This is a genomic window from Micromonospora sp. DT44, assembly GCF_049841635.1.
Taxonomy (GTDB): Bacteria; Actinomycetota; Actinomycetes; order Mycobacteriales; family Micromonosporaceae; genus Micromonospora.
Genome location: NZ_JBNCKS010000010.1, coordinates 11789 through 37273, shown reverse-complemented (window position 1 = coordinate 37273; position 25485 = coordinate 11789). Strand labels below are relative to the sequence as shown.

Genomic DNA, 25485 nt, shown 5'->3' with positions numbered 1-25485 from the left:
ATGCGCGCGTACCTGCGATTCGAACTGCGCCGACTGGCCCGCGACCCGCGGCTGCTGCTGTTCACCGTGCTCACGCCCGTGGTCACGTACCTCATCTTCTCGGGGATCGGTCTGGACGGCGACCGGCTGGAGGGCCTCGACGCGGCGGTGGCCCTCATGGTCGGCCTGGCCGGCTACGGCGCGGTGGCGGGCGTCCTCTCGGTCGGGTCCGCGGTCTCGCAGGAGCGGGCGTCGGGCTGGTTGCGCCAGCTCCGCGTCACCCCACTGCCCGCCTGGCGGGCGGTGACCGCGAAGGCCCTCGTCTGCACTCTCAGCGGGGTGCCGTCGGTGATCGCCGTCGGCTGCGCCGGACGCCTCGCGCACCACGTCGAGCTGGGGGCCGCGCGGTGGGTCGCGCTGCTGCTGCTGATGTGGGTCGGCACGGTGCCGTTCGCGCTGCTCGGGCTCGCCATCGGGTACGGCCTCAGCCCGCAGCTCGCCCAGCCGGTCAACTTCCTCGCCTTCCTCGGCCTGTCGGTGCTGGGCGGCCTGCTGGTGCCCGTCGCGTACTTCCCCGCCGTGCTGCGTCACCTGGCACACGCCCTGCCGACGTACCGGTTCGCGGAACTCGGCTGGCGCTCGGCCGCCGGGCTGACGCCCACCCCGTCGGGACTCGCAGTGCTCATCGGGTGGACGTTGGCGTTCACGGCCCTGGCGGCGTGGGCGTACCGGCGGTCCACCGTTCACCGGTGACCCCCGATACGGTGTCCACCATGTCGTCCGGTGCGACCGGGTCCGGGGGGACCCGCCGACAAGGCTTGATGCTCGTCGCCGCGCACACCCTCTGGCTCTGGCTGCTGCTGACGCCGGCCGCCGCGATCGCACGCGGGCAGGTACACCCCGCACCACCGGCGGCGGTGGGGCTCGTCGTCTTCGCGCTGTTCTACCTGGCCCTGGTGGCCGTACCCGTGGCCGACCTGCCCGTCCGGCCGGCCGTGCACCACGCCGGACTCGTCGCCTTCGCGCTGCTCGGGGTCGGGCTCGCGGTGGCGTACGCCGGCGGGCCGGAGGGCTGGCTGGTCCTGTTCCTGTACGTCGCCGCGGCCGGCGCGGTCGCCTTCGTGCGCGTGACCTGGGGGTTCGGTTGGGTCGGCGGATCGGCGGCGGCCGTCCTGGTGATCGGTGTGGCACATCGGCTGCCGGCCACCGAGACCGCCCAGATGGCGCTGATCACCGTGCTCGCGGGCGCGGTGACGCTGGCGTTCGCCCGCACGGCCCGACTGGTGGAAGAGTTGCGGCGTACCCAGCGGAAGCTGGCCCGCACGGCGGTGGAGCAGGAGCGGCTGCGTTTCGCGCGGGACCTGCACGACCTGCTGGGCCATACGCTGTCGCTGGTGGTGGTCAAGGCGGAGGTGGTGCGCCGGCTCGCCCCGACGGATCCGCAGCGGGTCGTCGCCGAGGCGACGGACATCGAACGGATCGGTCGTACGGCGCTCGCCGAGGTGCGCGAGGCGGTCACCGGCTACCGGGAACGCAGCTTCGCCCGGGAACTCGACGGCGTCCGTACGGCCCTGGCCGACGTCGGGATCGCCGTCAGCGTCAAGGGTGGCGACCGGCAGCTCGGGGTGGAGGCCGACGACGCGTTCGGTTGGGTGCTGCGGGAAGGGGTGACGAACGTCGTGCGGCACAGCCGGGCGTCGCGGTGCGACATCGAGGTCACCGCCGACACCGACGAGGCGGTGCTGACCATCCGCGACGACGGGGTGGGTGGCCGGCCGCAGTACGGCAACGGCCTACGCGGTCTCACCGAGCGGTTGGCGCAGGCCGGCGGGACGCTGCACGTCGGCCCGGCGCGCGACGGCGGCCTGCTGCTCACCGCCCGACTCCCTCACACTCCCACCGGACGGTGGGCGTCGTGATCCGGCTCCTGCTCGCCGAGGACCAGGGCATGATGCGCGGCGCGCTGGCCCTGCTGTTGAACCTCGAACCCGACATCGAGGTCGTGGCCGAGGCCGCGACCGGGGCCCAGGCCACGCGCGAGGCTCTTCGGGTACGCCCCGACGTGGCGCTGCTGGACATCGAGATGCCCGACGGCAGTGGCCTCGACACGGCCGCCGCGCTGCGCGACCAGTTACCGTCCTGCCGGGTGCTGATCCTGACCACCTTCGGCCGGCCCGGCTACCTGCGCCGGGCCATGGAGGCCGGCGCCCATGGCTTCCTGGTCAAGGACGGGCCGGTGCAGGAGCTGGCGGTGGCCGTCCGACGGGTGCTGGCCGGCGAGCGGGTGATCGACCCGGCGCTGGCCGCCGCCGCCCTCGCGGCCGGCCCGAACCCGCTCACCGATCGGGAGCGCGAGGTGCTGGTCGCCGCCGTGGACGGCGCCACCGTCGCCGACATGGCCGCCGCGCTGCACCTGTCCGAGAGCACCGTGCGCAACTACCTGTCCGCGGCCATCGGCAAGACCGCCACCCGCAACCGCATCGAGGCGGCCCGCACCGCGCGCGCCAACGGCTGGCTCTGAGCGACGTAGTCTGCCCCTCGCGGGGACGACACGCAGCACCACCGGTTGGTAACGTGATGACGGTTCGACGGTGATGGGCGCCGATGTTTCCCGGGGGCGTGTGGGCGGACGACGCCGCGCTGGACGCGGTGGGGCGTCGCCTCGACGAACGGGTCCGCCAGCATTCCGCGGCACACACCGCCCGGCAGATCCTGGAGACCACCCGAGCCGCCTATGTCGACCTGCTACGCCGGGTCAGCAGCGCCACCACGCGATCATCGCGACCCGGCTCATGGTCTGGCTCGCCCAGGGTGGGATGACGGCGGACCGCATCGCTCAGGCCGTCGGGCTCCGCATCCCCGGTTGCGATGGCGGCGTCGGCGGACGTATCCCAACCTGGTCGTGTGGAGCAAAGCCCAGGCCGATGGCGTCTGGCTGCCGCGCGCCTAGCGCACGAAGCGGTCTCGGACGTCGACGCCGTTCGGCAGGACGTCCGCCAACCGGATTCGCGCACCGGTGTAGACCACCTCGGTGCCCTTGCCGAAACTGGTCGGCATCCGCCACGGCCGCCACACCCGCAGCGGCACGGCGGCCTCCCGCTTGCGCCGCTTGAGGATCGCCTCCGCGTCGATGACGTCAGCGTGTCGGGCTTCGAGGACCTCCACCAGTTCGGCGCCCGCCCGGAGGTGTTCCCGCACCCGAGGTACCCCCGCCGACACCGAACTTCAGCAACCCGCGATACCGAACGAGATAGAGCAGGTACGGCGTGTCCCGCAACGCGGTGAACGAGCGGTCGCCGGCCTCCGGCGGACACGCGAAGCAGCGAACCGTGAGACGTTGCCAGGAACCGCAATGGACGTGCACGCCCCAGGTCCCGTGGGACGCCGACTGCATCCGTCGCCCGAACCAGGGCAGGCCGTGGACGTCGCCGGCCACGTCGGTCCAGCCGTCACGGCGGCGGCGGTCGAGGTCGGTGCCGAGCGCAACGGCGGCCTAGTACTCGGCGGCGACTCGCGGCGGGACGGCATCGGTGGTGGTCAGGCCGGCGAACTGACGTAGCTTGTGGGCCAGTTCGGGCTCCTCGGGCAGGCGGGAGAGCAGCTCTTGGCCGGCGCTCACCGCGAATCCCGCTGAACGCTCGTCGAGGCAGATGTGGCAGCGGGTACGCCAACCCCTGCGGCAAACCCGGTGGTTGCCGCACTGTCGGCACCGGTGCAGGTCGACGCCGCTGCCGGGCGGGAGAACCGCAAGGGGTTCCATCTGGTCCGCGACCAGTTTCGCGCAGGGACGACAGTGCACGAACCAGGCGACGTCGGGTCCGCGGTGCTGGGAGTTGGCCCGGCCGTGGACGGCGTCGCCGCAGTTCACGCAGGCGCTCTCGACGCTCTTGGGACCGCCGCTCTCCCACGTCATCCACCTGTTGCTCCGGGAGGCCGCCGCAGAGGGCGTCCGGCCGCTTCGCGGCGAGCGCATCAGCTGGACACGAACGACAGGAACGGGCTGGGCTGGCCGCTCCACGACACATGCAGCGCCTCCCGGGCGCGGGTGCTCGCGACGAAGAGCAGGCAGCGTTCCCGGAGTAGGTCGCTGTCGTGTTGCAGCTGGTCGACCTCGCTGGGCGTGACCTCCTTTGCGAAGGGAACCGCCCTCACCGTGGCTCCCGCCACTGCAACACAGCGGAATTCGAGGCCTTTCATCGCGTGCATGGTGGCGAGCCGTACGCCTTCAACGTCTGCACTGGGCTGATCGCGCACCCACACCGCCGGCACACCGGCGGCGGTCAGCTCGTCGTACACCGTTTTCAGCAGGAGATTGAACCGTGCGCAGAGTCGCCGTGTTGACGGTGTAGAGGCGTTTCGCCGCCCAGGTATGCGGCACGACGTTGAGCAGCAGGAACGTGTCGCTACCGTCGTCGGGGGCGAGCACGACGCCACGCCAGAAGTCGTTGATCCGGATGGTCCGCATGCGCGAGTCCCGGGCGTTGTGCACCGACTCCAGGTGCAGTCCCTTGTCGGAGTGCAGCTCGGCGATGGTGAGTTGCTGGAACTTCTCCATCGCCTTGCGTACGCCGGCCTTGATCGGCCTCTCCAGGACGTCGAAGCTCTGCCAGAAGCTGTTGGCGAAGGCGAGCTGGGGCACCGGTGGGCCTCCGGGGTGACGGGTCGAGGGGTGGCGGTCAGGGGTGCCTAGTCGGTGACCAGCTCGTCCGACGGGGACAGTTGCGCCTGGTCGTAGAACCACAGCAGATGGTCGAGCAGCGCCTCGCGGGCGTCGGCATCCGCGAGAACCGTCAGGGGGAAGCCTGGCCGCAGGGTGAGCTTGGTGGCGGCGATGTTCACCCCCGGCATCTGGTTGAGCCGCTGCCGAAGCTCCTCCCGCAGGGCGATGTCGTTGAACGGCGTGCGGACGCTGAGATGCTGGAACACCACCTCGAACTTCCCGCCCGGGTAGATCACCGCTGGCCAGATGCTGCCCAGCTCGTGCTCTCTGCGCCGGGCCATCAGGAAGCAGGACGTCTCCGCGCCGGTGCCGTAGGACAGCGTGCCGCCCATCGCGGTCCAGGCCTCAAGCAGGACGACCGTGGCGGTGGCCACCGCCGGACTCTGCATAGCGGTGACCTGTTCGAGGAACCGGTCGGCGTAGGTGCCGCTCTGGCCCGGCCGGGGTCGGGGGATCCGCTCCGGCAGTTCCTCAGCCGTGATGCCGGCGAGCTGTGCCAACTCCTCGGTGCCGATGCGCTGCGCATGGTCGGCGCGGCCGTGCTGGTCGAACGTAACCCCCTCGGCGCGGAGCACCTCCCGTGGGTCGTCGGTACGGTCCGGTTCGACCCACCGGAAGTTTCCCGCGACGATCCCGCCGGCCTGGAGCACCCGGTGGGCGTTCGGGGTCGGATGATTGGCCAGCCGGTTCCCCACCGGTTGTGGCGCCGTACCGATCAGGGCGGCCAGGTCACCGTAGGTGGTCCACGAGCCGGTTGGCAGCTCGGCGAGGGCCTTCGCCAGTACGTCCCAGGGCACGTCGGACTGGTTACCGCTCTCCTGTGTGGGACCTGGCCAGATGGTGATGATTCGTTCGGCGAGGACGTCGGCCCGCGCCAGGATCTCCGAGCCGCCCCACCGCTGCTGGTCGGCGATTTCCCTGCTCAGCCGGATACCGCTCTTCGCCAGAGCGATCCGCTTCACGGCGAACGGCTTGTTGCTCAGCTCCGAGTTGTAGCCGGTGAGGGTGAGGTTTCCCAGGGTGTGCACGAGCGCCTCGTGGGCCTCGTCGGAGGTCTCGTGCGTGTCGAGGTCGGCGGCGAGCATCTGCGCCCACTCGCCGCTGAGCGTCTGCGGCAGTACGTGTTCGATGGTCAGCTTCTCCAGCGCCACCGGTTCCTTGTTGTCGTAGGACTCCTCCAGCCAGCGCAGCACGAGGCTGCGCTGGCTGGCCCGGCCGTTGAGGTAGAACGGGATGGTCCGTACCAGGGCACGCAGGCTCGCGTCGGTGGCCCAGTGCTTGCGGCCCGTCGACAGGTACCTCCGCACCGCCTCGTGGACCGGTAGGTCCCGGTCCATCTCGGTGACCACGGCGAGCAGGATGCGGTTGATGTTCATGGTGCTCCGGCCGATCAGCAGCCGCCGGACGAAGAAGCTCTCCAGGTACAACATCGCGGAGGCGATCTGCTCGGAGGTCGCCGTGCCCTGGTCCCGTCGATCGAGCAGGTGCAGCAGCAGCGGGTAGACCGTGGTGGTGCCCCACGCGCTGAGCCGCTCCAGCCGCCGCCGTACGCCCGGGTCCTGCTCCTCGCCGGGGTGCAGGATCACCCGCAGCAGCGCCCCGAGCCGGCTGAATCGCTGCACCTCGGCCTCGACGTCCGCTTCGGTTCGAAGCTTTTCGAGGCGTTCCTGCTGGGTCGAGTACGTGTCGGTCTGCTTGACCTTCGGGTCGCGGTGGACCAGGTCGAGCCAGAAGAGCAGGACCAGCTCCATCGGGGTTAGCCGCTGCTGCAGTGGCAGCCAGAGCGATTCGTAGACGGCGTGTCCCCGGTTGGGCAGCCGCATGAAGATGTAGTTACGCAGCAGGTCGGCCTGGGTGAGCGTCAGCCCGGTGTTGTTCAGCGACTCGAAGATCCGGTAGACGTTGTCACCGGCCTTGGCGGTGATCGCCACCAACGCCAGTCCGGTGATCACGGCGCTCTCGATCTGCTCGATGGCGACCGGCTCCTCGGTGGTGCCGATGGTCGCCAGCCTCTTGGCGAAGAACCGGTAAGCGCGACCCACCGGGTTGTCCCCGCCGGCGTGCGGCGTCGACTTCACGCAGGCCGCGTACGCGTCCCGGTCCGCCTGGGTGGGGACCAGCTTCAACCAGCGCTGCTCCTCGAACGGGTTGGTCAGGTACTGCTGGTCCAGCCGGAGCCGGTGTTTCGGACTCTCGCGCTCGGCCCGGCGGTCGCGGATGGCGCACAGCAGGAGTGTCAGCGTGGTCAACCGCTGCTGGCCGTCCACCACCAGGTATTCGGCGACGCCGACCGGACCCATGGCCGGGCTGGGCGCGAGCACCAGCGAACCGATGAAGTGGGTGGCGGTCGGGTGCTCGACCCGGTCCCTGGCGAGCTGGCAGACGTCGTCCCAGATCCGTTCGAGGTGAAGCTCGGTCCACGAATAGGTCCGCTGGTAGAGCGGCACGTGATACTGCTTCGCCCCCTCCAGCAGACCCTGCAACGTCGTTTCCTGCGCCGCGACCATCCCGCTCCCGTCCTATTCGGACCTCGCCCTAAGCCGGCAACACAACCAGATCAACAGACCCGCGGGCAACACACACGGGAAGTTGCCGCGTCGGATAGTCGACAGCGCCCGGCGGCGCTGAGACCGCTCGTCATTCCGCACGGCGGTCGTTTAAGCAACACCCCACATGGAGATCAGGTTGAGGGAGCCTGGCGCACCCCACCGTCGTTCACTCCGCTCTAGCGCGGAAGTGCTTCACGGCAGTACGACGAGCCCGGGGAAACTGTCGAAATGCCTGCGATTCAATGTCAGCAGCGGAGCCTCGTAGCGGATCGCGGTAGCACAGATCCAAAGATCGTTGGTCTGCGCCGTCTGCCCAAGCGCATGGCCGGCGGACTGGGCCTGCGCCTTGAGCCGTCCCCACAGCCGGGCCAGTTCCTGGTCATAGGGGGCCACCACGTAGCGCCGGACGGCCTCGTCGAGGGCCAGGACACGACGGTCGCCCCATCCCGCCTTCGCCGCGCCGTAGTGCAGCTCGGCGACGGTCGCGAAGCTGAGGATGGGCGTCGAGCCAATCAACTGCTGAGCGAGGTGGTCATCGGTTCCCTGCCAGATGGTCGAGAACGCATCAGTGTCGACGAGGACCCGCTTCACTGGTCTTCACCCTCACCTCTGGCCGAACGCAGCGCGGCCAGAAAGTCGTTCATGTCGCCGATCGGTGCCCCCCGTAGCTCGTCGACCGAACGAACCGGCGTCACACCCTGCGCCCTGGCGATGTCGTCCAGGCTTTTCGGCTCGGCAGAGTCGAGCCTGTGCAGGCTCGACAGGTGCAGAATGTGGATTGTCGTGCCGTTGGGTTCAAGCTCGGCGACGCCTTCTGCCATCACCACCTGGTCCATCGCGTCCAGCACGGCGTCCCGTAGGTCAGAGTCAAAGTCACAGAGGATACTTCCGGCGTAGGTGTCGATCCGGCAGCGCAGGGTTGCGGGGGAAAAATCTCCCATGTGCAGGCGGCCGACGATCGTCGATTCCTGGGCGATCTTTTCAAGCGAAGTCCGGCGGACGGCTCGGTGTAGCGCTTCGTCGATCACGAACCGGGTGCGGTCGCCCTGCCAAAGCTCCACCCGGGTGACGCCCCTGGCGCTGATCCCACCGGTCAGACTGCGAAGCTGATTGAGCACCTGCGGGCCGAAGTGAGGTGGCAGGACCTCCGGCCGTTCACGGAGACGGTTCGTGCCCTCTTCCAGCGCCGTCAGCGCCTGTTCCAACACTCCTTCGTCGAGCGAGAGCTGCCCGGTTCGCGCGATGTCCAGCAACGCCGAACCCGCTCGGAATCCGACGAAGTCGAGCCGTACCGCGTCCACGATCTCGCGAGGCCGACGACCGGGACCGGTGGTTTTGCCGGCAATACTCAGCGCCAGCAACTCCAGGGCCGCCTGCAACCCGCTCGCCAGCCGGGACAGCTCGGCGAGCGGCAGGCGACCGCCCTCCGTAGCCGGCCCCACCGCCCGCAGCGTCAGGTCGACAGCCGACGAATCATCAGTCGCCATCGTCACCTCCTCCGCGCTTCGCGCTGCCGGTCCAGAAAGGGTACGCGCCGAGCGACGCAGCACCGGGCGCAACGCCGAGCGACGCCCCGATCACTCGACGCTCAATCGGAGTGCATTTCCTCGCCGATCTTGACGATCAGCCGGCGGGACTCCTCCTCGCCCAGGGCCAGCGCGTCGAGGCCGGCCCAGACCTGCTCGTACGCGGCAAGCTCTGCCGGCCGATCGAGGTACAGCGCCCCGGTCAACGACTCCTGGTAGACTACCGACGGGTCGGGGTCGACGCGCAGGCCGAGCGGGAAGTCCAGCATCACGAACGATCCGGCGAGCGCCCCGTCGCGTGCGCCGGCGGCGAGTGGCAGCACCCGGATCGACACCTGCGGCAACCGGCTCGCCGCCTCCAGGCGCCGGAGCTGTTCGGCCATGGCCGCCACGCCACCCACCACCCGCAGCAGCACCGCCTCGGAGAGCATCACCTCGAACCGGGGCGGTCGGGGCAGCCGCCGCCGGAGCAGGCCCTGCCGCCGCAGCCGCGCCTCGACCAGGCGTTCCCGCTCCTCGTCGGTCGCGCCGGGCCGGCGCGGGCAGGTCTCCGACGCGTACCCCCGGGTCTGCAACAGCACGGGGACCAGCGCCCCGGCGTGCTCGCGGAGCCGGCACGCGGCGGACTCCAGGCCGCCGTGCAGGTCGAACCAGTCGGGTACGGGGTCGCCGTAGGCGTGCCACCAGCCCTTCGCCCGCGTCTCCCCCGCCAGGGCGACGAGCGCGGCGGTCAGCTCGGGCCGCGCCCCGTACAGCTCGCACATGGCCCGCACGTCGACCCCGCGCACCGGGCCGAGGCCGCTCTCGACCCGCCACATTTTCTGCCGGCTGCACTGCACCGCCTCGGCCACGGCGTCCAGCGTCATGCACGCCTCGGCGCGAAGATCCCGCAGCATCCGCCCGAGCTGCCGACGCGGCACCGTCGAGCCCGTAGCGTCAACCATCGGAACCCTCGCGCCGCCGCTGGCCGGGCGGCTGCGCCCGGTAGCGGTCCGCCCGCTGGTTGAGCCCGCCCGCCGCCCGCCGCCGCGCGGGCCACTCGTAGACGACCGCGCCGTCGCACCGCGAGGTCTGGACCCCATCGGGTACGACGTTCTCGACCGTCTTCCGCCGCCAGCGCCCCGGCTCGTCCCCGTCGGGCACCACCTGCCCGGTCAGGTCCACCGCAACCTGTCCGGCCCGCAAGAACCACTTCCACCGCCCACCCACGCCGCCTCCCCGGGTTTGCCCGAAGCTTACTCCACGTTCCCAGCATTCCTAGCAAACCTTGGGTTGCTCGTCTACCGCCGCTTCGCCGGTGGTGACATCGGGGTATGCCCTACGCCCAGCCCCTCTGGAGATCCATCCGTGATGATCTGAGGGCTAGGATCAAGGCCGGATTACTGAAGCGGGGCGAAAAGATCCCGACCACACGGGAACTCATGGACCAACACTCCACGAGTTCCGCGACCGTCCGGAGGGCCGTCGACTCCATGATCGAGTCCGGAGAACTCATCGGACGACAAGGGCTGGGCGTCTTCGTGGCTGACCAAGCGGACTAGACCCCATAACAACAGACCCTGAGGCCGGCTCCGATGTCTGGCGCAGGCGGCGCGAGGAAGCACCTAAGAATCTCGGGTTCCCTCATACTCCGAATTGCACTCGAATTTTAGCGCCCTTAATTGGGTCGATGAGTGGCCAGCCCTTACGTCGTGGCGTAGGAATGATCCTTCACCGCTCTTCTCGCTATAATTTACCATCCGCGCTTATACTGCTCACCTGTGCCTCCGTATCCGCATTGAAGCGCCCACACTTCTCGAGGTCTTCCTGATAGGAAGCCAGGGCCATACTGATCCTCGCTATCGACTCAGGCGGAGCCTTCGAAGCGGCGCACATTGCTTGCCGCATCAAATTCAATGCGTGAGCCTCGTAAGGCTTATCGACAAATACGCGACTATCTTGATCCACCTCAACAGGCTCAGTAGAATCGCTCTGCCCCATTCCAATACCCAGAACCCGATAGTCGTCGGGGTCATATATGAACGTGAAAATGTCGGAAGCGAGGTCAATGAATGATCTATTCGGGTTGTACGATCTCAGCGCGTCCGAAAGCCTATCGTTATCTACGTAACCATCTCCGCTGCAAATCATAGAGCCATTGATTCCACCCAAATGCTGGCGCACAGCAACTCGAATAGACTCCTTATCGGAAATCGGTTTTCCCGCCCAAACCTGCATCACCCCGTAAGTGCCGGAAGGGAAAACTCGTCCCTTCAAGCGCTCAAGGCCGCGAAACCACCTCGGCCTCTCCAGGTTCTCCGCCAAGAGGACAGCCTCCACTAGCATTGGATCAGCATCAAACTCCGCAGCGGTTTGTCGGCCGCACCGCAGCAGCTTGTCCCCCACCTCCCGTCGAGACCGTTCAACAATCTCCTCAATATCACGCTGCCTACCGTTATCACGAAGCGCCATAACGGCCACGACCGCCACAAATGCCGCAGTCCAGAACGCTTTGAAGAATTCATCTAAGGGTGGAACCACGATTACTGCCCGACCAGGGCCAAGACCGCCAAGGAAGCTGACCACCAAGAGCCCCAAAGATGAGAGTGCAGAGAAAACAACCGTCGGAATCCGCAGCCTCGAACTTCGCATCCTCAAGCTATTGAAGATAAGAACGCCCAGCGTTCGGGCCGCGTGAATTAGACCAACGCTCAGTGCACAAAAGACAGAATGTCCACCGAATCGTCCGACAGTCGTGGAGACGAGCAAGGTCACGAGATACGTTGGGCCAAGCGCAAAAACCAGGTAACGCGCAAAGCCTCGATTGACCACAACACCGTAGTCACTAACAGCTAGTGTTGCATATTTAACCGGCCACTCCGTCCTTACCGCCAGGTAAAAAACATGAAGAAGCAGCACGCCCGCGCCCACACCAAGAAGCGTGGGCCGGACAATTTTCCAGTCTACTTCAGCTACAATCACGCCGGACTCCAGAATCTATTTAAGCAACTTCGCACAGCAAGCTCATCGCCGCCGAGACAGCGATGTGGCGCAGCGTTTGCAGGAGAGGAAGAACTACGCTAAGACACAGTGGGGATGCCGGGATTTGCCTTAAACCTCGGACCACTCCCCGGCGGGAGCCTTAGAGCTGACACGTAATTCTGGCCGTCAATCAGCGGGCTTGTTGCACTCAATCCAACTGCAGTCATACGGTCAAACTCAGCAAGCATCAAGTCCTTCGTTCGGTATGAACCGTATTTTGCGATCTCATTATGCTTTAATCCGCCATTCGCTGTCTGAAATGTTTCCATGATGTAGTCGACGTCGTCACGCTTGATGCCGTACAAGTGGAAGAAGTAAGCATCCAATTCGGCACGGATTTGGGTCCGGCGGGTCTCGTCCCAGCAGAACGGCTCGCCTCGGTCACCCAGGTCTCTCGCCAACGGAACCATGTCATACGCGGTGTAAACGAGTTCGAGCACTCGAACCAAGATGAAGGGTGCGTGCGGTTCCAGCACCTTTGGCTCAGGAACCGGAAGCTGCTTCCACGTCATCAGAGCCATGTGGACACCGCTGGTTTTTTGGCGGCTCACGAAATCAAAAACGAGGGATGATTGAGCTGCAACGAGGACGGCAACTAGACCTGAAGATACATCCGGAAACATCAGCGGAAAGGTATGCCCGACGGCCACGAGCGGAATAAGGGCAGGGATTGCGGTTCGCTCATTAGTTGAGGCAGTTACGTCACACCAGCCGCAAAGCCATTCCCTCTCCCATCCCATATCCTTCAGCCGACGACGAACAGCAGGAACCGATACGTCTGCGCCGTTTCGCTGAGTCGAGATCAAGCCATCTTCGGCAACCCAATTCTGCGACACCCCGCACCGATACGGGTCCCGAAGATCATCTACGGAGAGATAGCGCGGCTGGTTCTGCCGATTGAGCGCGGTCAAGCTCTTCACCACATCAGCGGCTCGGTGGTTGAAATAGCTGACCATTTTTGCCTCATACAGCGGCAGCATCCGCTCCTCGCCTCGGACGAAGACGTTGCCGTGCAGCTCCCAGCCCTCAGCCTCCAACTGCTCTCGACTCCTGAAGAGATCGGAGTCATCGGTCATGTCGAAAAGCCGCTTGAAGGACAGCCTCCAGAGGTTAGAGCCCCGTCCGCGCTCAGACCACAGCACCGGAATGCGACGGTAGATGGCCGCCGTCAAGTCCGCGTCTCGGCGACTACGGAAGACTGGCAGCGTGCCAGTGTTCGGGTTGATCAGGGTGATCTCTTCGGGGGCCAGGGCGAAGACTCGATCGGCGTCGTCAAGGTCCGTCGGGTCTTCGAGAAAGAACGCGTACCGGGCGGCCGGCTCGGTCAAGCCTCGCCCCGTGGCGGACAGGAGGCAGAACTTGTAACTGGAGTGCACGCCCACGAACACTGGCTTGCGGTTCTCGAAGTCGTACAGCGATGCCACACGGCCGCTACTGCTGAGATTACTGAACAAGTGTTGGGAACCGGCACCCGTCGCGATGGCCGTCGGGATGACACCGCCGAAGCGGCCCTCCGGTGCAACGATTGCGCCGAACCGCTCGGTGAAGAGTTGGTCCGTCTGGAGCGAGTTGACGCCCTTGACCGTGAGGCCCCTTGCGCAGAGCGGGAAAGCCCCGGAATCACCTGCAAAGTGGAAGGTCGACTTAACTCTTCTACGGGCCGCTCGGTAGCGCTCGCCTGACTCCGGGAACTCTGCGGCCCACGCGGCGATTCGTGCACGCCGAGCGGTGCCGGCGATAGCGGCGATGGACGGGTCGACCACGCTGAAGTACTTCTTGTCCTCGAAGTCGACCTTGTCCCAGGGCGGGTTGCCGAGGACGCAGGAGAAGCCGCCCGACCAGCCGGTGATCGGGTCCAGGTCGGCGCGTGAGTCGGATTCGTCGGGCACCACGAAGATGTCGGGGAACTCAAGGTGCCAGTGGAAGAAGGTGTACGCCTCCCGTAGCCGGGTGATCTCGTCGTAGATGCCTTGCGGAGCGCCCGGTCCGGCCGGGTCGCGCAACACGCCGAACACCTCGTGGGTGATGGCCGGCGGCTGGTCCTGGGCCTTGTGCCAAACGAACGCCGCGCACCAGGCGTCGGCTACATGCTTGGCGTGCACGTACTCCGACGAGGCCGCCCAGTCGTGGTAGTCGGCGGCCCGCTCGCGGACGTCGCTGAGGTTGCCGGCGGCGGCGTCGTGGATGCGGCGCAGCGCGTCCGCGAAGGTGACGTTGGTAAGCGTCATGCCCTGGTCGAGCCCGAAGAGGACAGGATGCTCCTGCCGTTCGGTCTCGTTGCGCTTCTCCAGCAACCGCGCCCACGTGGGGTCGTCGCCCTCGACCGGTTTGAACGCCTTGCTGGGGATGCCGTCCCGGATCAGGGCCGGGGTCGCGCCGATCAGCCCGTTGCCGTGCTTGATGTGCGCGTCCAGGAAGTCCAACGGCCGGTCCGGCTCCAGCGCCTCCAGCCAAAGCGACACCTTGGCGAGTTCGACGGCCATCGGGTTGAGGTCTACGCCATAGAGGCAGCGTCCGATCACCTCGTGCAGGGCGTGTTGCACAGCCTTGACCGTCGGTTCCGGGTTGCGTTGTCGGACGGACGCCACGCGTTTGGCTATCCGGCGGGCGGCGGCGACCAGGAAGTGGCCGGAGCCGCAGGCCGGATCGCAAACCGTCAGCGACAGCAACTCGTCGACGATGCTGTCGGCGGCGTCGGGCCTGCCGGCGGCCGATGCCTTCGCCTCGCCGCGCTTTTGGGCGTCGTCGATGACCGGGTCGAGCGTGGAGTCGAGCAGGGTTTCGATCAGGGAACTCGGGGTGTAGTAGGAGCCGGTCTTCTTGCGGTCGTTGCCAGCCCGGTCGACCAACTCGAAGGTGCTGTCGACGGCGCTGTGCTTCGGCACCGATTCCAGCAACGATTCGTAGATGGAGCCGAGTTCCTCGGCCCCCATGTTGCGGTAGTCCACTGGACGCCAGCGGCCCGAGCCGCCGTCGCGCACCCGGCAGAGGAACCGCACCGCGGCCAGCAGGTCGGCGTTGGCGAGCGACATCCCGCGCAAGGGCTTGTCGGCGTCGGTGTCGTCGTAGAGCCCGCCGAGGCCCGACAGTCCCAACTCTGGGCGGCCGTCCAGGCGGCCGAGCGCGTCGAGGACGATTCGCAGCGCCTGGTAGAGGTCGGCGTGGGCGGTGCCGCGCCGCCGCAGCGCCTGGCGGCGCAGTCGCGCGGAGGAGAAGTACGTCGCGTACCGGTCGCGGGTTTCCTCGCTGGTGTCCGGCGGATGCAGGGCGTCGCGATCCTCGGCGACGAAAAGGAAGATCAACCGGTAGACAAGGCGCAGCAGCGCGCCGTGGTACTCGTCCACGTCGAGCGTGCGCCGCAGTTCGCCGTTGGCCGGGTGCCTGAGGAACCCCGTGCCCAGCGTCATGATGGCGCTTCTGACCGCCTCGCGGTGGTGGTCCAGGGCGCGCACGCCGGAGGTGATCGCTTCCGCGCGCCACTTTTCCAGCCAGCAGGTCGACGGGGCGGCCTCCTCCCCCACCGCGAAGCGGGAGACGTGCAGCAGTCGGTAGAGCAGCACGAACTCGCTGAACAGTTCGCCGTCGAAGATGGCTTCCAGGTCGAATTCGACGTAGGCGGCGGTGGCGAGGGCGTTGGAGTCGCGCAGCAGCCGGAGCTGCCGGCCGTTGGTGAGCACCCCCCACAGGTGGGCGTCGGAGCGGTTCAGGCACTCCTGCACCAGCGACTGCGGCGGGACGCCGCCGCCGGCCGGGCGTTTGTCCAGGATGGCGTTCCAGCGGGCCAGGTGGATCGGGACGTGCTGCCAGCGGTGGCTGATCGAGAAGGTCTTGCCGCCGTCGTCGGAGGTGATGCCGGTGGCCCCGATGGGGGTGAGGGCACCGAAGCCGAACGCGTCGAGCAGCGGTTCCAGCCATTGGGTGACGGCGCGGCCGGTCGGGTCGGCGGGGGTGTCGGCCTCCGGGGCGGCGGGCAGGTTGCCGCGCAGGTCCTTCCACACCGACTTGAGCCACTCCCAGTGCCGTTCGGCGTCGTCGCGGACCGAGCGGGCGCCGACCACCCGGTAGTCGGCGGGCTTGCTGCCGGGGACGTCCCTGCCTTCGGCGATGCGGACCAGCATGTCGGCGGGGAGCAGGCCGCCGATGGTGTGCACGGCGGTGAAGACCTGGTTGCGGGCGGTGGCGGACATCAGGCGGGGCCTCCTGCGGTGGGGGCAGGCAGGTAGACGTACGCGCCGAGCACGTCGGCGCCGTCCTGGGCGGTGACGGTGAGGCCCCGGACGATCTCGCCGGAGGCGCTGCGTACCCGGCGGTGCGAGGCGAGCAGTTCGGCGGCCAACTCCTGGCCGTAGCCGGTGAGGTGGTCGGCTACGACGGGCAGGTCGGCGAGGATCTGCTTCATGGTGCGTTCGCCGAAGCCGGGGTCGGTGTTGACGTCGGCGGTGGCGTCGAGCAGCGCGAAGGCGTCGTCGGCGGGCAGCCAGCGGGCGTTGGTAGGTGCCCCGGCGAAGGCGAGCAGCCGGGCGTCCTCGGCGACGAGCTGCCGGGTGCCGGTGCGCGACGGCAGGGTGAGGTGGAAGCGGTAGCGGACCACCAGCAGGGTGGTGCGGGCGGTGACGGCCCGGGTGCGGATCACGCCGCAGCGCCGTGCCGGACGGGGGCCGGGGGCCTGCTCGTCCAGGGCGGCGTTGAGGACGTACCCGGCGAGGGCCGCCACCGCCGGGTCGGTGCGCACCAGCGCCACCTCGCCCCGGTCGACAGCCGCCGTGTCGCGGACCGGCACCGGACGGCCGAGTTCGACCACGTCGCCGCCGAGCACCGGGGCGAGGGCGTCGCGCAGGCCGGCGGGGGTGCCGCTGACGTCCGCGGTGAAGTCGCCGGGCCGGGCCGGGTCGTCGCGCAGGATGCCGTCGAGGGCGCGCAGTGACTGGCGTACGAAGGCTCGGATCTCCCCCGCCCGACCCAGGGTGTCGCGGACGGCGGCGACCTCGACGGCCACCTCCTCCGGCCGGATGGCGTGCTGGGCGAACCGGGAGCGGGACGTTTTCTCCCGCTCGGCGGCGGACTGCCAGTCGGCGGCCAGGGTGGCGGCCCTGCGGTCGAGGGCCCGGTATTCGTCGGCGTCGAAGAGGCTGCCCTGTTCGCCGCGTTCGGCCTGCTGGCCGCGCAGCAGCACCCACTCGACGATCGCGTCGGTCACCCCGGAGGACGCCTCGTCGGGCACGGAGACGGAGACGCCGAGGTCCTTGCGGATCTGTCGGTGCTTGCGGATGAGGACGTCGAGGACCTTGCCGTCGATGCCGTTGTCACCGCCGTAAAGGGTGATGACCTTGACGACGTCGCGCTTCTGGCCGAACCGGTCGACCCGGCCCTCCCGCTGGTCGTGGCGGGTGGGGTTCCAGGCCAGGTCGTAGTGCACGACCGCGTCGAAGTGGTGTTGCAGGTTCACGCCCTCGGAGAGGCAGTCGGTGGCGATCAGCACCCGGCGGGCGGCCGGGTCGTCGCCGGCCGCCCTGGCAAGCTCTTCGATGCGGTTGATGCGCTGCTGTGGGGAGAGCGTGCCGGTGACCGCGTGCACCACCGTCTTGCGGCCGAGCTTGCCGTCGAGGTGCTCGGCGACGTACTCGGCGGTGGGGATGTAGCGGCAGAACACGATCGGGTGGTAGCCGTCCTTGAGCAGGGCCTTGAGGTGGGTGACCAGGGCCGCGAGCTTGCGGTCCTCGGTGGGGCCCTCCAGCTTCGCCGCCTGCTCGGCCAGCTCGGCGAGCCGCGCGCCGCCCCGGTCGACACCCCCGGCCAGGTCGCCGGTCGCCGCACCGGGGGCGACGTCGAGACCTTCGAGGGCGTCGTTGTCGGACGAGTCGCTGGTCAACGGGGTGCCGAGCCGGTCGGCCTCCTCGGCGCTGCCGGCCGCCACGGTCGCCGACCGGGTGCGCAGGGTCTGTGCGGCGGCACGCGGCGACGACACCAGGGATCGCAGCAGCGCGATCGCCGACCACCAGGCGATCCGGGCCTCCCTCCGGCCCTGCCGGTCCGCGGCGGTCACCCGCTCGCTGGCGTACGCGATGGCGTCGTCGAGCAGCGCCCGGTACGCCGGGGAGAGCTTGTACGTCTCGTCCTTGAAGTGCCGGTCGGTGGGGAACGACGTCTTTTCCGACAGGGTGTCGTCGGGTAGCCCGTCGGAGCGGGTGAGGTATTGGCGCACGTCGGCGCGCTTGCGGTGCACGAAGTAGGGGGCGAGTGCCCGGCGGCCCGCGTCGGAGCCCAGGTCGACGGCGGCGAGTTCCGGCTTGACCAGGCCGAGCAGGTTGCGGAAGGCGCCCTCCTTGCCGCTGTGCGGGGTGGCGGTCACCAGCAGCAGGTGCCGCTCGGCGTCGGCGGCGACCCGTTGCAGCAGCTCGAAGCGGAGCTGATTCTGCGCGGAGGTGTTGTCGTCGGCCGCGACGCAGGTGTGCGCCTCGTCGACGATGACCAGGTCGGGGCAGTGTCGGACGAAGTCGTCGCGGTGCCGGGTCGACTTGATGAAGTCGGTGGAGACGATCACGTACGGGTGCCGGTCGAACAGCGACTGGCCCAGGTCCAGGCCGCGTTCCAGGCGGGACACCGTGGAGGCCAGGACCAGTTCGGCGTCGATGCCGAACTTGCCGCGCAGCTCCCCCTGCCACTGCTCGGCCAGCGCGGGCGAGCAGAGCACGGCGAGTTTGCGCGCACTGCCCTGGGCGAGCAGTTCACTGGCGATGAGGCCCGCTTCGACGGTCTTGCCGATGCCCACGTCGTCCGAGATCAACATCCGGACGGTCCGTTGCCGCAGCGCCATCATCAACGGCACCAGCTGGTAGGCGCGCGGCTCGACGGCGATGCCGGCCAGGGACCGGAACGGGCCAGCCCCGGACCGGAAACCGATCCGCAGCGCGGAACGCAGCAGGCCGGCGGCCTGGGCGTCGCCGAGATCGGCGGGCGACGGGTCGGCGAACCGCGCGCCGGTGACGGGTTCGAAGTCGGGAAAGACCGCCGCGATGTCGTCGTCCGCGCCGCCCAGGGGGCGCAGGACGAGCATGTCGGGCGCGCTCTCCGGCAGTACGACCCAGTCGCGGCCTCGGGCGGAGACCAACGTGCCGGCGCTGAAGGGAGTGCTCATGAGGGGGTCCTCGCGCGTCGTGTGGTGGGTGGGGTGGGCGGAGAGGTCAGCCGGTGACGCTGGTCCCGAAGCAGTACTGGTGCTCCGCCGCGATGGCGGCCCAGTCGGCGTCGTACGGGAACCGGATCACGTCCCAGCCCGCGTCACGCAGCCGCTCCTCGGCCTCACGGTCGCGCTGCGCCACCTCGTCGTACTCGTGGACCGGACCGTCGACGAAGACCGCGACGGTCGCGCCGGGCAGCCGGTAGACGTAGTCGGGTTGGGCCAACGCCTCGGTGACCAGGATCTGCGCCTCGTCGGGCAACCGCAGCCCGCGCTTCTTCAGCCAGGTGATGAGCTTGGCCTCCAGCGCGGTGTCCGACCGGGCGGTCAACCGGGCGAGCTGCTCGGTGCGCGACTCGCCCTGGCCGGTCGGGGCGGCGGATGCGGCAGCGAAGCGCAGCAGCAGGTCCCGCACGCTGTGCCGGTCGATGGACCGGTGGTTGAGCTGGTTGCCGTACGTGAGCAGGCACTCGTAGCAACCCATGGCACAGGGGCGGTCGGGGTGGGGTCCCTTCAGATCGGTGCCGTCGGGGGCAAAGTGACAGATGGCCAGGGCCTCGGCCGCGGCCCGCCGCAGGGCGGTCGAGTCGGCCTGCATCAACCGCAGCACGCCCGCCCCGCCCTCGGCCGCCTCGGTGAACAGCACCCGGTCACGCGGCCCCTCGTTCGGCGGCAGCAGCTCCGTGGTCAACTCCGAGTCCTCCAGCTCGAAGACGGCCTCGATGCCGCGCTCCAGCGCGTACATCAGCGACAGCGCCACCTCCTGGTCAACCGGTTCGTCGAGTTTGAGCACGAGGATGTTGCGCCGGTCCTCCACGTACGGGATGACCCGCTTCTTGCGGCGCTTGTCGTTCCCGTCGGCGTCGACGAGCGGCATCTCGCTGGAGTCGCCGGCCGCCTCCCCGGCGTCGCGCTCGTTCATCCACCGGCCGTCGGCCAGGTCGAGCCAGAACCCGTCCGGCTCGTCCGGCTTGGCCCGCACCCGCCCGACGTTCGTGATCCGGACGGTCGCCGAGTCGCCGTACGACAGGGTCGCCAGGCCCCCGGCGGCGTCGCCGACCAGGGCGTCGCGGCGACCGGGACGGGCACCGTGGTCGTGGAACCGGTACGAGGTGACCAGCCGGTAGCCGGCCCGGCGGCGCTCCTCCTCATCGGAGGAGATCCGCTCCCGGCGCTTGGTGTAGACGGTGTGCAGGTGCAACAGGCCGGTCGTCTTCTCGCCCAACGGCTGGTCGCACATCTGGCAGCGGTCGGCCCGCTCCTTGTCATCGTGGTGGTAGCCGCACTGGCCACACCGGTTGGCCGCACCGGTGGTCACGTCACCCGCGGCGTCCGGCGGCAACTGGATCCGGGTGACCTGGTATCGCGCGCCCTCGTGGTAGATGAGCGCGCCGGGGCCGAACTCGCGGATCGCGAGGAAGCGGGGACGCTGGAGGTAGTCGCCCTCACCGGACCGACGCCCGGTGGTGGGCACGTAGGCCGCGAGCGGCAACCGGGGGAACGAGTAGCCGGGCAGGAAGCCCTCACTGGCGAGGTACCGGTACGGGTTGAAGTCCGACAACACCGACTTGCTGTCGACGCTCTCGTTCTTGAGCAGGTTGAGCTGGGTCTCGGCCTCCTTACGGCGACCCACCGCGATGCGCCGGTCCCGCTCGGAGAGGGTGTGGTCGAGGACCCGCCGGTTCTGCTCGGCCTGGTCGACGAGCGCCGCCTTGAACAGGCCACGCCAGCGGTCGAACGCGGCGTCGAACCGGTCGGGGGTCGTCCGGACGGTGTCCTCGATCCACCTGTCGTCCCACCAGCTCGACTCGGCGTACTCGGTCAGTAGGCCGGCGAAGACCGTGCGGGCCGCGCGGGCGGCCCGTTTTTGCGCCTGGGTGTCGTGCAGGGCAGCGGTGATGTGGTCGCGCAGCGCGAGGGCCGGGTTTGGCAGCCGGGAGTCCTCGGCGTACGCGATGTCGACCGTCTCCGGGATGGCCCGGCCGAGCTTCAGGCCCGCCTGGGCCAGCCAGATCGCCTGGACGTGCGACCGGACAAGGTCCTCGTTGGCCAGGTCCAGCCGGGGCGGGGCGACCGCGCCGGCGACCATCCGCTCGGAGCGGCGGAAATAATACTGGTCGTGGCTGTTGCCGGTGGCGCAGTAGGTGGTCACCAGCGCCGGCTGCCCGGATCGGCCGGCCCGGCCGCTGCGCTGGGCATAGTTCGCCGGGGTGGGCGGCACGTTGCGCATCATGACCGCGTTGAGTTCGGAGATGTCGACGCCCAACTCCATGGTGGGCGAGCAGTAGAGCAGTTTGAGGTCCGCGGTGCGGAAGGCGTCCTCACGCCGTTCCCGTTCGGTCGGGTCCACCTGGGCGGTGTGCTCGCGGGCGGTGAGGCCGGCGAGGGTGCCTGCGGCCTCCCGGTAGAGCCGGCGGAAGAAGGTGTTCACCCGAGGGCCGTCGTCGCCGGTGAAGGTGCGGGTCAGCGGGTCGTGGCTGCCCCGCTCACCGGTGCCGGCCCGCCAGATCAGCGAGGCCGCCGACACCCGGTAACCGGTGCTGCTCGGGCCGGCCGGACGGTGGAACCGGCCGGCGCGCTGCGGCGCGACCTCGATCCTGGTGACCAGGCCGGCGTCGGCCAGCACCTCCAGCACCTCGGCGATCACCCGCTGCGCGTCGTCGAAGCTCAGGCGGGTGCCGAAGTGGACCCGGCGCAGGTACTTGCCGAACTTGCCCCGCCCGGACAGGAACAGCCCAGTGCGGTCCATCCCCCGCCCGGAGGGTTGCGGGTAGGCGATGCCGACCTTCGGGCTGTCGCTGACCGACAGCACCCACGGGTCGACGAGCCGTTCCTCGCTGGCCCGCTGAAGCGGGTCGAAGTCGTCGCGGAAATACTGTACGTCGATGGCGAGGGAACGGCGCATCTCGTTGAGCAGCGCGCGCATGATGTCGATGCGGGTGGCCGCCTCGGCGTGCCGCAGCGGCTCATGGGTCCTCGACCAGCGGTCCTCGTTGCCGGCCAGCCAGTCGAGATCCTGATAGTCGATCTCCAGCAGGCCGGTCTGCTCCAGGTTGGGCATGGTGATCCGCCAGCCCCGTTCGAGGTCGAGGTAGAGGCGGAAGGCGACGACGTCCCGCAGCGTCCGGGCCGCCGCCTTCGCCAGTGCCGGCGGCAGGTCGTTGCCCCGGGCGTAGTCGGCCTCGCGCAGGCCCAGGGCGGCCGTCACCGCCGTCGCGAGATCCTCGTGGGTGACGCCCTCCCGGCCGGCGGTGCGGGCCGCCTGGTAGAGCGCTCCGCGGAGCTGGGTGATCTGCACGAAGTCGTTGAAGTGCCCGGCCTGGAGCGAGGCGTCCTGCCGGTTGTCGACGAAGGTCAACAGCTTGCGCGCCTTCGGGTCCAGCGCCTCCGGCGGCGCGCTCATCAGCGACCGGACGATGGACGCGGAGACCAACGAGGTCGCCGAGGACCGCCCCTCCTGGTCGAGGGTGGCGAGCTTGGCGAAGTCCCTGCCCCGGACCTGCTCGTACGCCACCCCACAGTGGGCACAGAACAGGAACGGCGACGGGATGAACGCGGCCCGCAGCGCACCCCGACCCTCAAAGCCGTACGGGTCGACGGTGACGGCGGTCGGCAGCCGGTCCCGGTAGGAGGCGCGGACGGTCTCCTGCCCGTGCTCGTCGGGCTCCAACCACGACTCCGGAATACGCCGGTCCGCGATGACCTCCTCCCGGCTGGTCGGCCAGGGCCGGTCGGAGTCGATGTAGAGGTAGCCGTCGGTGGCCTGGCCGCCCGTGCCGATGGTGTCGCGGCGGGGCTCGTAGACGACGCTGCCGTTACGGGTGGTGCGCCAGACCGTCAGGTACTCCTGGCCGCACTCCCGGCAGAACGCGAGCGGCAGCAGGATCTTGCCGTCCGACCCGGGCAGGACCAGCTGATAGTCCCGGGTGAGGTGGCGGGTGAGTTCGTCCTCCAGGGTGACGTAGACGGTGTCCCCCTTGGAGAGGAACTGGTGCAGCCGGAACGCGAACAGAGGTCGCTCGGTGACCGGGTGCCGTGCCTCCGAGCCGGCCTTGAGAGTGTGCCGGATCGCCCTCGCGCAGTCGGCGACGGTGAGGTCAGCGGCATCAGCCAGCTCGTTCGCAGCCTCTTCGATCTTTGCAGGTTTCTGCCGCACCAGGTGGCCCTCGGCGTCCAAGCCGAGGCCGAAGTAGGTCTCGATCCAGCGGGCCAGCGGGTCGTTCACCAGATCGGCGTAGGCGCGCGGCGCCCCGGGTGCCCGCAACCGCTCGACCGGCACGTTGTCGGGGGCGGGTCCGGTGGCGCGGACCAGGGTCTCACCGATGACGTTTTCGAGGGTGACCGCACTGCCGAACAGGGTGCTGGCGACCCGTGCGACGACCTGCTTCTGGTCCTCGGCGCTGCCCTCGCTGGAGATGGTGGCGGAGGTGCCGATGCACTGGAGGGCCTCCGCCTGGCAGGCTTCCCGGACCCGACGGATCAGCAGGGCCACGTCGGCGCCCTGCCGACCCCGGTAGGTGTGCAGCTCGTCGAAGACCAGGAACTCCAGCCCGCTGGCCATCCTGATCAGCGACCGCCGGTCGTCCGGGCGGGTAAGCATCAGCTCCAACATCACGTAGTTGGTGAGCAGGATGTCCGGTGGGCTCTCGCGGATCTGCCGGCGCTGCTCGTCGCTCTCCTGGCCGGTGTAGCGGGCATAGCTGACCGGCTCCCGACCCGGGCCATAGCCGTCCTGGAGGAACTTGTCCAGCTCCTTGAGCTGGCTGTTGGCCAGCGCGTTCATCGGGTAGACGATGATCGCCCGAACCCGCTTCGGCGCCTTCTTCTCCTCCTGACGGGCCTTGAGCACCCGGTCGACGATCGGCACGATGTACGACAGCGACTTGCCGGAGCCGGTCCCGGTGGTCAGCACGTACGACGCGCCCGTCTGCGCCCGTTCGATCGCTTCCCGCTGGTGCTGGTGCAACGTCAGCGGGCGACCGTCGCAGCGCGTACCGCCCGCGGTTTTCTTGGCCTGGAAGATCCGGGCGCACTCCTCGTGCAGCACGCCCTGGCTGACGAGTTCGAGGATCGAGCCGCCGGTGGCGAAGAACGGATTGAGCGAGACCCACGGGTCAGGCCACTGCGACTTGGCGCTCAGATCATCTTCGACGAACAGCGCGATCTGGTCGTCGCGGATGACCGTGCCGCCCTGGGTGAACGCGCGATAGTCCTTGATGAGCTGCTGATGCACACCGAAGACATCCATGCCGAAGCTGGGTACGTCGGCGGCCTCGTCCTCCTCTCGCGCCTCGCCCATCCCCGACAGTGCGACGGCGTCGACGGCGGCCCGTGTCCGCCGCAGGTAGTCCACCGGGTCGAAGGTCTCCCAGCCAGGGACCGGGTCGGTGCCGGTGGCGAAGGGCAGCAACACCTCCCGGACGACCACCGCGTTCTCCGGTCGGTCGTCTGGTTCCTTCGCCAGCAGCCGGCTGATCAGCCGCACCAGCTCAGCCGGCACGTCCGAGCGCATCAGTCGGATCGGCGGAACCGCCTCGTGCAGGTGCTTCTGGCCCAACTCGAACCCGGACTCGCTCAGGAACGGCGGCACACCGGTCAACAGCTCGAACAGGACGCAGCCCAGCGCATACAGGTCGGCCGCCGCGGTGACCGCCGCCGCGAGGAACTGCTCCGGTGCCATGTAGCGGGCCGTACCGACAGTGACGCCGGTGCTCGTGACTCGACCGGCCTCGTCATCGAGGATCCGGCCCATCCCAAAGTCGAGCACCTTGATCGCGCCGGTGCGCAGCAGCATCACGTTCGACGGCTTGAGATCACGGTGTACGACCCCGACAAGGTGTGCCGCCGCCAAGCCGTCCGCGATCTGCGCACCCATGGCCGCGACCCACGAGACCGGCAACTGCGGATGCTCGGACACCAGGTCCCGCAAGGTCTCGCCGTCCAACAACTCCATCGCGATGTACGGCGTTTCGTCCACCCGCGCCGCACCGGCGATGATCCGCGGCAGACGCGGATGCCGGAGCATGCGCATGATGCGCACCTCGCGCTCGAACCGCAGCCGGGTCTTGCTGTCGGCGGAGGTGTCGATGACCACCCCGGCACGGCTCCGCAGGATCAGCTTCAGCGCCACGATGCGGTCGCCGGAGTCCTCGCTCGCATCCATGTCCTCGGCACGGTGGACCTCGCCCATATTGCCTTTGCCGATCGCACTCTGGAGGCGAAACCGCCCCGCGATCCGATCCTTCAATACCGCCACACCCAACGCCCCCAGCTCGTTGTCCATCGCAGCCGCGCCATGCACCCGAAGCGGGGGCCTGATTGCCCGCACAACTCGGGGGGTCCCGCCGACAGGACTCAGTCCACCATGGATCGCGAGGTTTGTTTGCGATGTCGTCCGTGGAGTATTGCTGGAGCTGATCAGCGGCAAATCGTCCGGTTGGCGGAGATAGTCAACCGATGGTTCCGGCGGCTGACGGCACCCCTTCCCGACCAGCGAAGAGCCCGGTTCGGCAC

General features: G+C 68.7%; 17 protein-coding genes. 4 read left to right on the top strand and 13 right to left on the bottom strand.

The window, feature by feature from the left end; translation table 11 throughout:
* From ACLQ25_RS07965 to ACLQ25_RS07955, 3 genes are read left to right on the top strand one after another with little or no spacing between them, the layout of a single operon-like run.
* Positions 1 to 732, top strand: a complete 732-nt coding sequence (locus tag ACLQ25_RS07965) for an ABC transporter permease (RefSeq protein ID WP_425730243.1) — start codon at positions 1 to 3, stop codon at positions 730 to 732.
* A gap of 20 nt (positions 733 to 752) precedes the next feature.
* A complete protein-coding gene (locus ACLQ25_RS07960) occupies positions 753 to 1898 on the top strand; it encodes a sensor histidine kinase (RefSeq protein ID WP_425730242.1) in 1146 nt (381 codons plus the stop codon).
* Positions 1895 to 2500, top strand: a complete 606-nt coding sequence (locus ACLQ25_RS07955) for a response regulator transcription factor (RefSeq protein ID WP_425730241.1) — start codon at positions 1895 to 1897, stop codon at positions 2498 to 2500. Before ACLQ25_RS07960 ends, ACLQ25_RS07955 begins: the two co-directional genes overlap by 4 nt.
* A gap of 425 nt (positions 2501 to 2925) precedes the next feature.
* On the opposite strand, the gene ACLQ25_RS07950 is transcribed toward ACLQ25_RS07955, so the two are convergent.
* From ACLQ25_RS07950 to ACLQ25_RS07910, 9 genes are all read right to left on the bottom strand, one after another.
* Positions 2926 to 3177 (bottom strand): hypothetical protein, encoded by a 252-nt coding sequence (locus ACLQ25_RS07950; protein ID WP_425730240.1) that lies wholly within the window; start codon positions 3175 to 3177, stop codon positions 2926 to 2928.
* A gap of 295 nt (positions 3178 to 3472) precedes the next feature.
* Positions 3473 to 3892, bottom strand: coding sequence for a hypothetical protein (locus ACLQ25_RS07945; protein WP_425730239.1), 420 nt, complete (start codon positions 3890 to 3892; stop codon positions 3473 to 3475).
* A 59-nt stretch (positions 3893 to 3951) separates the two neighbouring features.
* On the bottom strand, positions 3952 to 4176 hold the full coding sequence (locus ACLQ25_RS07940; RefSeq protein WP_425730238.1) for a 3'-5' exonuclease: 225 nt from the start codon (positions 4174 to 4176) through the stop codon (positions 3952 to 3954).
* Positions 4177 to 4204: 28 nt separating this feature from the next.
* Positions 4205 to 4618, bottom strand: coding sequence for a hypothetical protein (locus ACLQ25_RS07935; protein ID WP_425730237.1), 414 nt, complete (start codon positions 4616 to 4618; stop codon positions 4205 to 4207).
* Positions 4619 to 4665: 47 nt separating this feature from the next.
* The gene (locus ACLQ25_RS07930) at positions 4666 to 7206 is read right to left on the bottom strand and encodes a GmrSD restriction endonuclease domain-containing protein (protein WP_425730236.1); all 2541 of its coding nucleotides are present in this window, start codon (positions 7204 to 7206) and stop codon (positions 4666 to 4668) included.
* 234 nt (positions 7207 to 7440) lie between these two features.
* The gene (locus ACLQ25_RS07925; protein ID WP_425730235.1) at positions 7441 to 7839 is read right to left on the bottom strand and encodes a type II toxin-antitoxin system VapC family toxin; all 399 of its coding nucleotides are present in this window, start codon (positions 7837 to 7839) and stop codon (positions 7441 to 7443) included.
* Positions 7836 to 8735, bottom strand: coding sequence for a hypothetical protein (locus ACLQ25_RS07920; protein WP_425730234.1), 900 nt, complete (start codon positions 8733 to 8735; stop codon positions 7836 to 7838). The genes ACLQ25_RS07925 and ACLQ25_RS07920 overlap by 4 nt, the downstream gene beginning before the upstream one ends.
* Positions 8736 to 8836: 101 nt before the next feature.
* Positions 8837 to 9718, bottom strand: coding sequence for a helix-turn-helix domain-containing protein (locus ACLQ25_RS07915; protein ID WP_425730233.1), 882 nt, complete (start codon positions 9716 to 9718; stop codon positions 8837 to 8839).
* On the bottom strand, positions 9711 to 9983 hold the full coding sequence (locus tag ACLQ25_RS07910; RefSeq protein ID WP_425730232.1) for a hypothetical protein: 273 nt from the start codon (positions 9981 to 9983) through the stop codon (positions 9711 to 9713). The genes ACLQ25_RS07915 and ACLQ25_RS07910 overlap by 8 nt, the downstream gene beginning before the upstream one ends.
* A gap of 104 nt (positions 9984 to 10087) precedes the next feature.
* Here ACLQ25_RS07910 and ACLQ25_RS07905 point away from each other — a divergent pair, with 104 nt between their 5' ends.
* Positions 10088 to 10315, top strand: coding sequence for a DUF977 family protein (locus ACLQ25_RS07905; RefSeq protein ID WP_425730231.1), 228 nt, complete (start codon positions 10088 to 10090; stop codon positions 10313 to 10315).
* 184 nt (positions 10316 to 10499) lie between these two features.
* Here ACLQ25_RS07905 and ACLQ25_RS07900 read toward each other — a convergent pair whose 3' ends face one another.
* The 4 genes from ACLQ25_RS07900 to ACLQ25_RS07885 form a co-directional block, all read right to left on the bottom strand.
* Complete coding sequence (locus tag ACLQ25_RS07900; protein ID WP_425730230.1) at positions 10500 to 11735, bottom strand: hypothetical protein; 1236 nt, start codon at positions 11733 to 11735, stop codon at positions 10500 to 10502.
* Positions 11736 to 11833: 98 nt separating this feature from the next.
* Positions 11834 to 15982: an Eco57I restriction-modification methylase domain-containing protein gene (locus ACLQ25_RS07895; RefSeq protein WP_425730229.1), complete on the bottom strand. Its 4149-nt coding sequence runs from the start codon at positions 15980 to 15982 to the stop codon at positions 11834 to 11836.
* The gene (locus tag ACLQ25_RS07890; RefSeq protein WP_425730228.1) at positions 15982 to 18930 is read right to left on the bottom strand and encodes a helicase-related protein; all 2949 of its coding nucleotides are present in this window, start codon (positions 18928 to 18930) and stop codon (positions 15982 to 15984) included. Before ACLQ25_RS07890 ends, ACLQ25_RS07895 begins: the two co-directional genes overlap by 1 nt.
* A gap of 46 nt (positions 18931 to 18976) precedes the next feature.
* Positions 18977 to 25255 (bottom strand): protein kinase domain-containing protein, encoded by a 6279-nt coding sequence (locus tag ACLQ25_RS07885; RefSeq protein ID WP_425730227.1) that lies wholly within the window; start codon positions 25253 to 25255, stop codon positions 18977 to 18979.
* Positions 25256 to 25485: the final 230 nt, after the last annotated feature.

What these genes read in the sequence shown, in the direction of transcription:
- ACLQ25_RS07940 (WP_425730238.1), bottom strand. Translation starts at nt 4,176, where the DNA reads ATGAAAGGCCTCGAATTCCGCTGTGTTGCAGTGGCGGGAGCCACGGTG.
- ACLQ25_RS07945 (WP_425730239.1), bottom strand. Translation starts at nt 3,892, where the DNA reads ATGACGTGGGAGAGCGGCGGTCCCAAGAGCGTCGAGAGCGCCTGCGTG.
- ACLQ25_RS07920 (WP_425730234.1), bottom strand. Translation starts at nt 8,735, where the DNA reads ATGGCGACTGATGATTCGTCGGCTGTCGACCTGACGCTGCGGGCGGTG.
- ACLQ25_RS07960 (WP_425730242.1), top strand. Translation starts at nt 753, where the DNA reads ATGTCGTCCGGTGCGACCGGGTCCGGGGGGACCCGCCGACAAGGCTTG.
- ACLQ25_RS07905 (WP_425730231.1), top strand. Translation starts at nt 10,088, where the DNA reads ATGCCCTACGCCCAGCCCCTCTGGAGATCCATCCGTGATGATCTGAGG.
- ACLQ25_RS07890 (WP_425730228.1), bottom strand. Translation starts at nt 18,930, where the DNA reads ATGAGCACTCCCTTCAGCGCCGGCACGTTGGTCTCCGCCCGAGGCCGC.
- ACLQ25_RS07965 (WP_425730243.1), top strand. Translation starts at nt 1, where the DNA reads ATGCGCGCGTACCTGCGATTCGAACTGCGCCGACTGGCCCGCGACCCG.
- ACLQ25_RS07885 (WP_425730227.1), bottom strand. Translation starts at nt 25,255, where the DNA reads ATGGACAACGAGCTGGGGGCGTTGGGTGTGGCGGTATTGAAGGATCGG.
- ACLQ25_RS07930 (WP_425730236.1), bottom strand. Translation starts at nt 7,206, where the DNA reads ATGGTCGCGGCGCAGGAAACGACGTTGCAGGGTCTGCTGGAGGGGGCG.
- ACLQ25_RS07895 (WP_425730229.1), bottom strand. Translation starts at nt 15,982, where the DNA reads ATGTCCGCCACCGCCCGCAACCAGGTCTTCACCGCCGTGCACACCATC.
- ACLQ25_RS07915 (WP_425730233.1), bottom strand. Translation starts at nt 9,718, where the DNA reads ATGGTTGACGCTACGGGCTCGACGGTGCCGCGTCGGCAGCTCGGGCGG.